The 7,598-nt window shown below is 56.3% G+C and carries 8 protein-coding genes; 4 read left to right on the top strand and 4 right to left on the bottom strand.

Annotated features, from left to right (window positions below; all coding sequences use genetic code 11):
- A partial coding sequence (locus AB8B76_RS11795) for a hypothetical protein (RefSeq protein ID WP_405272699.1) occupies positions 1–384 on the top strand: 384 nt, incomplete at its 5' end.
- On the opposite strand, the gene AB8B76_RS11790 is transcribed toward AB8B76_RS11795, so the two are convergent.
- Positions 385–567 carry a hypothetical protein gene (locus tag AB8B76_RS11790; RefSeq protein WP_405272698.1) on the bottom strand — a complete coding sequence of 61 codons (183 nt, stop codon included), beginning with the start codon at positions 565–567 and terminating at the stop codon, positions 385–387. It lies immediately after the preceding gene.
- Positions 568–830: 263 nt separating this feature from the next.
- Between AB8B76_RS11790 and AB8B76_RS11785 the strand changes: the two genes are divergently transcribed.
- Positions 831–2,894, top strand: a complete 2,064-nt coding sequence (locus AB8B76_RS11785) for a hypothetical protein (RefSeq protein ID WP_405272697.1) — start codon at positions 831–833, stop codon at positions 2,892–2,894.
- 451 nt (positions 2,895–3,345) lie between these two features.
- Positions 3,346–4,575, top strand: coding sequence for a cytochrome P450 (locus AB8B76_RS11780; protein WP_405272695.1), 1,230 nt, complete (start codon positions 3,346–3,348; stop codon positions 4,573–4,575).
- Positions 4,576–4,608: 33 nt separating this feature from the next.
- Here the strand turns inward: AB8B76_RS11780 and AB8B76_RS11775 are convergent, their stop codons facing one another.
- Complete coding sequence (locus AB8B76_RS11775) at positions 4,609–4,950, bottom strand: transposase (RefSeq protein WP_405272693.1); 342 nt, start codon at positions 4,948–4,950, stop codon at positions 4,609–4,611.
- An 830-nt stretch (positions 4,951–5,780) separates the two neighbouring features.
- On the opposite strand from AB8B76_RS11775, the gene AB8B76_RS11770 reads away from it, so the two are divergent.
- Complete coding sequence (locus AB8B76_RS11770) at positions 5,781–6,137, top strand: hypothetical protein (RefSeq protein WP_405272692.1); 357 nt, start codon at positions 5,781–5,783, stop codon at positions 6,135–6,137.
- A 122-nt stretch (positions 6,138–6,259) separates the two neighbouring features.
- On the opposite strand, the gene AB8B76_RS11765 is transcribed toward AB8B76_RS11770, so the two are convergent.
- Positions 6,260–7,228, bottom strand: a complete 969-nt coding sequence (locus tag AB8B76_RS11765; protein WP_405272690.1) for a potassium channel beta subunit family protein — start codon at positions 7,226–7,228, stop codon at positions 6,260–6,262.
- A gap of 15 nt (positions 7,229–7,243) precedes the next feature.
- On the bottom strand, positions 7,244–7,598 hold a 355-nt coding region (locus AB8B76_RS11760; protein ID WP_405272689.1), incomplete at its 5' end, for a sterol desaturase family protein.

The following is a 7,598-nucleotide window of genomic DNA, read 5'->3' as shown; positions in this document are numbered from 1 at the left end:
GCCGAGTCTGTCAGGCGTTTGGCTGAACCTATGGAAAGCGACTCACAGGCATTGCTGGACCGGATGCCGGCACCCGATCGCGCTCTCATGTTGTTGGCAGAAGGTGAGGAAGATGAGGCTTTCGACGCTCTTACAATTTGGAAGGACCCAAACTGGGATCGCGCCGAATGGACGGGCCGCTCACACCTGTGCAACATGTTAGCGCTGATCAAGACAGAGACAGCTGCGCTCGAGGCCCTTGCCTGCCTTCGCAGTGTGCTAATCGAGCCCAGCACGGGAATGCTTTTTATCGAGCCGCTGCTACCGTTTTATGACGCGCTGCGAGAGCGCGCGGACTTCAAGGCGCTCATCGAAGAAGTCAGCGCAGCGCGCGCCAAGGGGTAATCAGTCCGGCGTTGCCACGCCGAGGAACCGCGTAATATCGTCTCGCTGCCACATGGCATCACGGTAGCCCAGGGCAATGAACGTCTCCACAAAGCGGTGTGCAAACAGCAGGTACGAAGCTGCGGTAGAGCCCGCACCGCGCTCGGTTCCACCGCTGCGCAGAGAGCTAATCGCAGGGTGCATGTACTCACCGCCAAAACAGATTGTTGCGCTATTGCTGAATGCAAGTCTTAAGCTGTCACGGAACAAACAACACGCTCGAGATACCCCTGTTTTAAAACCTGCGAAATGACCTCCTGCACAAACTCTACACTCGTTGATCTGCTACGCTTGGCTCTGTTTTGACTCCGGACAGTCGCGGTTTCTATGCACCCTACAGCTCGCACAGGCTTTGTGATGAATGACGTACGCACTGCTGCATGGCTTGTTGTAACGAGCGCTGCGTCGTGATGGGTTCGCTGTTCGCCGAGCTTCGCCGCCGGCGCGTCCTCAGAACTCTGGCGCTGTATATTGTTGGCACCTGGGGGCTGATGCAGGTAGCCGACGTGCTGCTGCCGGCGCTGTCCCTGCCAGAAGCACTGATACGTTATGTGCTGTTAATCGCGATCGCCGGATTTCCCGTTGTGCTGGTCTTCGGCTGGTTTTTTGACGTGACCGCCACGGGAATTCGGCGCACACCCGCCGCGACGGTCGCAGACGCAAGCCATGTCGCGCCGCTGCGTGCTGCTGACTATTTATTGCTATGCGCTCTGCTAAGCGTACTGGGCATTATCGGCTATGGAGTTTTAGAGAACGCTGACGGCCTGGGCGCGACAAGCCCGGCAGCAGATCGCGTTGAGCGCGGCGCCGGCCCGCCGATGATTGGCGTATTGCCGTTTACCGTTTTGGGTGGAAGCGATGAAGGTGCGTTTTTTGCCGAGGGTGTGCACGATGATCTGCTTAACCGCCTGGCACAGATACAGGGGCTGCGGGTCATATCGCGCACGTCGTCCATGGCCTATGCAGAGACGACAAAGCTGATCCCACAAATTGGAACAGAGTTGGGAGCAGACGCGATTTTAGAGGGAGGCGTACGCATTGCGGGACAGCAGATGCGCATAAATGTGCAACTGATCGACGCCCGAACCGACGACAATCTGTGGGCAGAAGCCTACGATCGACAGCTCAGCGCAGACAATATTTTTCAGGTGCAGTCAGAGATTGCGCGCGCCATTGCAAAGGCATTGCAAACCAGTCTGAGCTCCTCGGATGAGGCGCAGCTGGCCGCGGTTCCCACGTCAAACCTGGCGGCCTATCGTGCGTTCCACGAAGCCATGCGGTATCAGGAGCAAACCAGTCCCGGCAACCCCGCTTATCAAAGTACGCTGGTGGGCAAGCTGGAAAAAGCCATTGCCCTGGATCCGAAATTTGTCCGACCAATGATGGAATTGGTCGGCGTTATCGCCCAGACCAACTTCAGCGAGCAGAATCCTCAGGAGATCGCGCAAACTGAGGATCTGATTACGCGCATCGCAGAGGTGGCTCCTGGCACCGCGGAGCACTTAACGGCCCAGGCGTACTACCTCTATTACATTCTTCGTGATTATGATCGCGCGGATGAACTCATCACCAGTGCCCGCAGCCTCGCGCCATCGGATACGCGTTTACTGGAAATACAATCGTGGATTAAACGCCGAAAAGGAGATTTTGACGGCTTTATCGAGACATCCCGGGTAGCGGCTGAGCTCGAACCGGGCAACATGCTGCTCAAGCGGCGACTTGTTTACCGTCTGATGATGGTGCACCGCTACGCCCAGGCCATACAAATGGTCGATGCAAGCCCCCAGACTGACCTTCGGTTGAAGCTGCTAAAAATAGAACTCAGCTACAGTCAACATCAGGATTTGGATAGATATCGACGGGAACTCGCTAAGCACCTGGGTGAAGGCTCGACCCGGGAGCAGCGCAGTTTTTACTCTGCGTACTGGATAGTGCTCATGGCCCAGAAGGACTATTTGGAAGCGGCGCGTATCACGCCTGCACTAAAAGCGCTTTATGCGGAGCAGGAAACAACAGCAGGGGTTCGCTCAGAGATTGAATTTGATCTGATGCCTCTTTTGTTTCGCGGAGATACCGAACAACTAGCCACACGCGTTGCTGCCTTGAAAGATCGGCTGGGCACTGAGTCATTAGCTACGGCCGAGATTGGGGAATCCACTGACCCCATAGACGGCGCGATGTTTCGACTCTTGGAGGGTGATCTCGAAGAGGCAAAAGCCGACGTTATCCAGTTTCTACGTCAAGCGGGTCAATCACCGACCGCAATGTTCTTTGTCAGACAGGCAGCCTGCCAGACGCTGGGGCTAACGCAGGCTGTACAGGAGACGGTAAGGTGTTTGCGCGATGGGCTGTCGAGCCCCTCGGGCATGAGGCCTTACCTCGAACCGCGGTTGCCTTACTACGATGCCGTTCGAAGCTCACCAGAGTTTCAAGCGCTGCTAGATGAGCTTCAGGCTGATGGATGGCTTTAACAAACGACTGCGTGTCTCACCGTGGCTTTCAGTGTGGCTCTAGCCTTGACATGGTAGAGGTCGGCGGTTCGAATCCGCCTGGTCCTACCAAACAAAAAACCCTCGCCATCGGCGGGGGTTTTTTGTTTGGTGTTTCAAGTTGCGGTGAAAACCGCTGTTCGACAAATTGCGCAGCAATTTAGACGCGGGAGCAAAGCGACAGCGCCCCGCAGTGGTCACAGCAGGCCCTAGTGCGTTGAAATCAATCCGCCTGGTCCTATCCGTCAGAACTGGAGTAGGAAATGCCTTCGTACACGTGTTGTAGAGCGTGCTTCTGCGGGCCGCAGCCTATCTCGCGTGATGCGAGTTAAAGGAGTTGTTTCAAGTTCCGCTGCTGTAAACATATTCCAGGGTAGACAGATCGACCTTCTTACTGCTTTACTCACAACCACACGCTGACAATCAGAAACACATGCGAGAACCCAAAATCTTGGCGCCGGACGAGTGGCCATTTGACGCCGGCGTGGATGGTGCCGAACGCCACCGCCGCAGCGACGCGCTTTCCGGCGACCTGTTTACCGATACAGCGGGGCAGAGTGTGATATTCCGCGGCGAAGACGACGTCAATCGGTTGTTGCGTGACCGTCGCATGGGGGCAGTGGCAATGCCCATTCTTCAAATGTCGGGGGTGACGCATGGCCCTCTGTTCGAACTGTGGTCTGTCCTCATGTTTGGTAAAGATGGGGATGAACACGCGAGATTGCGCAAACCGATCGCACCCGAGTTTCAGTCAAAAGCCATAGAACGCTACCGGGCCGGAATGCGCAGTAATGCCTCAGCGCTGCTCGATGCGGCCGAAGAGCGCGGTCGTGAAGCCATCGAAGTCTGGTCGGAGTACGCGCTACCACTAGTTTCCCTGTCCGCCTGCGAGATGGTGGGGATTCCTGCGGCCGATGCAGCGAAGGTGGGTCAGTGGTCTGTAGATCTGGTGGCAGGCTTTTTCCTGATGGACAAAAACATGTTGGCGAAAACGGAGGCAGCGGCGACCGCGTTCGTGGCTTACCTGAACAACTTGCTTGAGCGCAAACGCGAAGACCCCGCAGACGATATTGCTTCGCGTCTTCTCGGTATTGGCCCCGGGGAGCCTATCGAGCATGATCTGTCGGATGTAGAGCTCGTCGCACTGCTCGCGAACTTGGTCTTTGGCGGTTTGGAGGCGACTGCCAAGGTAATAACTACCGGCGTTTATCATTTGCAAAAAGAGTCGAGTTGGAGCGCACTTGTTGAAGAGCCTGCGCTTATGCCGACAGCGGTATCAGAGTTACTGCGCTTTGCGCCGCCGGTGGGCATGGCACGTTACGCAACGGAGGACTTGGCCACAGACGACGTGTCACTTGCAGCCGGTCAGTTGGCAATGCTTACCATCGATGCTGCGTCCAAAGACCCGCGAAAATACGAGTGCCCGATGCAACTGCAGTTGGATCGTACACCGGGTCGGCAAATTGCGTTTGGCGCGGGACCGCATTTTTGCCTTGGCGCGAACCTGGCCAAGGTGATTTTGGAAGTCGCTTTTGCCGAGTTAACACAGCGCTACCCCGCAGCTAGGCTCCATGAGGAAGATGGCGAGGCTGTGTGGGACTACGACACCTTCCACGGCATTACGCATCTCACGCTGACGCTTCGAGGCGCCTCGGGGCTGTAGGCTCTACACGCTATAGGTGGATGCCGGTTGGCCTTACGCCGATGGTGTTTCTCTCTTGCCCGCGTTTAACCGAACGTTCCGAGTGTCAGATGGTCTTCGGCAGAGACCTAAACGCTGGCTGATCAACTGAACCAGGTCCTCCAACTCGTTCTTTTCCGGTGCCTCGACGCGTTGAAATCGGGGCGGCCTGTTGTCGTGATGCACATAGACGCCATCCAGGAACAAAATATGAAAGTGAATGTTGAGGTTTAGGGCAGAACCGAATCGCTGGATTAGCGTGACTGCCCCGGTGGCACCATCCTTGAGCGAGCATCCGGCCTTGTGGATTAGGTGGGCGGAGATCGCACGGTAAACGGTGCCCAGCACCTTGGCCATGGCCTGGGAGTGGGCCGCACCTCAGGTAGGCCTCAAATTCCCTGTGGACATGGTCTGGTATGGATTTGCCCTGCTGGGCCAGTTGTTCCACTAGTGCGGGGAAGTGCGTTTCGACGTGTTGGTGGAGAAGTGTCTGCTCGGGATGATGGCGTTCGTAGGAGGAGGTGGCAAAGCCCTGTCGACCCGGTAACTGCATCGCGGTTCCGCTCAGGATCGCCATCGTGCGGAGCGGTCCAGATTGGGGTGGTCAGTTGAGGGACACCATATCTAAACCAGGCAATAAGAGTTCTGATGTACGTCAGATGCGACCGCCTCAAGATGCAGGTCGAGTAGGCAGCACCCTGAGCGGGCATGAAACGCAGCCCCGTAGTGGTGTTTAGCTCTTCTCCACGCACGCTTGCGGGCGCACATTGGTTGATAGCTTTCTACGTGTTTCACCGTGTCTCTCAGTGTGGTTCAAGCCTTGACATGGTAGAGGTCGGCGGTTCGAATCCGCCTGGTCCTACCAAACAAAAAACCCTCGCCATCGGCGGGGGTTTTTTGTTTGGAGGATTAGGTTTCGGTGAGGACCGCTCGGTTCGACAAAACGCGACCAAAGGAGCGTTTTAGACGCGGTCGCATAGCGACAGCGCCCGCAGGGGCACAACAGGCCTTAGCCTGTTGTGATCAATCCGCCTGGTCCTACCAAACCCTCTTGCCACGCGGGTTTCCGGGCGACACGCACATCTGTGCAGAACAATGCGCTTCTCGGCGCATTTACTGAAATGATGTTGGAGTGTCGACACTAACTGCTGATCAATAGTCTGGAGCCCTTTGTAGAAGTCGTTCTTGTGGGCAGCGACACCACGGGCAAAGCGGTGGGCCAGTACGCCTTCGATCAAATAGGCTGCGACACGCGCCTGAGGCTCGTGACTTTCGAAAGCATTAACGGCGAAGGTTTTGGGGGTTACTACACAGGATTAGTCGATACAGGCCGCTTTACGCTCTGCGCTTTGGAGGATGACTACCGCGGCGCCTTTGGCTCGCCAGACGAAGCACTCACTGCCGGTGCCCTTGCCTGGTTGAACGAAGGAACATGTCCAACAAGTCCTAACGCCGGCAGTGCCGTATCTTCAGGCATTCGCCGAGCCGCATTCCCGATCAGAGGCACCAACCGTCCGGACCGACGGTCGTCATGGGTGCAATGAGTTATTCGGCAAGGCCAGAGGTGATTGAAATGCAAAGCTAGCCCAGTTCTGGGTCTTGCGCGCATTGCATAAGCTCCCGCTTTTGATGCTCTGCGGGGCAACCTCCATAAGGAACATCCGCGTCAGATTGCAGCCAGCTGAGCACGCACCTCTTCACCCATAGAGTCTACTAATTCAATCGCCGCCAGATTCTCCTGAAGCTGCGATACACGCGACGCCCCTAAAATCACTGTAGAAACGTTAGGATTCAAAAGGCACCAGGCGATAGCCAACTGCGCCGGAGTCACTTCCAGCGCCTCTGCAATGGGCAGTAAAGCCTGTATACGCTGCATCCGCGCCTGCCCGCGTTCGCTGTCCACCAACATCTCGCGAAGCCACTCGTAGCCAGGTAAACCAATGCGAGAGTCTGCCGGCACACCTGCCAGATACTTGCCGGTGAGAGTTCCCGAGGCCAGCGGTGACCAGATGGTTGTTCCCAGCCCGTACTTTTCATAGAGCGGCGCATACTCCTCCTCCACGCGTTCACGATACAGAAGATTGTACTGAGGCTGCTCCATACTCGGCGGTATTAAGTGGTTAACCCTGGCAAACTCGTAGGCGGCAGTAATTTGCTCTGCGGACCACTCCGAGGTACCCCAGTAAAGCACCTTGCCTTGCATAATCAGGCTGTGCATAGCCCAGACCGTTTCTTCGATGGGCGTGTCCGGGTCTGGCCGGTGGCAAAAATAAAGGTCAAGATAATCGACCTGCAAACGCGATAGCGCCTGATGGCAGGCCTCGGTGACGTGCTTGCGACTCAGGCCTTGCTGGGTAGGCATGGGATCCTGCCGGGAGCCAAAGAACACTTTGGAGGACACGCAGTAGCTGTCCCGCGGAGCTGCGAGCGCCCCGAGTGCCTTACCCATGACAATTTCGGCATTTCCCGCCTCGTAGCCTTCGGCGTTATCAAAAAAATTGACCCCCGCGTCGATGCATGTGCCAAACATTCGTTCGGCTAAGCCGGCGTCCACTTGTTTATCAAAAGTCACCCAGGAACCAAAAGAGAGCGCAGATAACTTCAACCCCGAATTGCCCAATCGCCGATACTGCATTGTGTGAACCTCTTGTCAGCCTATCGATGTCGTTTGCTCGCTGCGCAGGGTCCGGGCCCGCTTATCAGGGCCATCGTGAGACCATCCGGGAGCCATCAAGAAATACCGCAGCTTATCGCTCCAGCGATGTGCCCGGGACATATCCCGGAGCATCATGCGGTATTCACGAAAAGCGATCGTCAGAACGTTGCGCGAGTTCAGATTGTGCGTAAGACCATACACCACGGGCTCTTCGGGCACTTCCTCACTGAAAGTGCCAAACAGGCGATCCCAGATGATTAATGTCCCGCCGTGGTTGCAATCGAGATAACGCACGTTGGATGCGTGGTGAACCCGATGATGCGAAGGCGTGTTAAACACATACTCAATA

The sequence above is a fragment of the Congregibacter sp. genome, assembly GCF_045107095.1.
Lineage (GTDB): Bacteria > Pseudomonadota > Gammaproteobacteria > Pseudomonadales > Halieaceae > Congregibacter.
This window is presented reverse-complemented; position numbering and strand designations above follow the sequence as displayed.

Bases quoted from the DNA above. Each gene is read 5' to 3' on its own strand.
- AB8B76_RS11790 (WP_405272698.1), bottom strand. From the start codon at position 567: ATGCACCCTGCGATTAGCTCTCTGCGCAGCGGTGGAACCGAGCGCGGT.
- AB8B76_RS11780 (WP_405272695.1), top strand. From the start codon at position 3,346: ATGCGAGAACCCAAAATCTTGGCGCCGGACGAGTGGCCATTTGACGCC.
- AB8B76_RS11775 (WP_405272693.1), bottom strand. From the start codon at position 4,950: ATGGCCAAGGTGCTGGGCACCGTTTACCGTGCGATCTCCGCCCACCTA.
- AB8B76_RS11765 (WP_405272690.1), bottom strand. From the start codon at position 7,228: ATGCAGTATCGGCGATTGGGCAATTCGGGGTTGAAGTTATCTGCGCTC.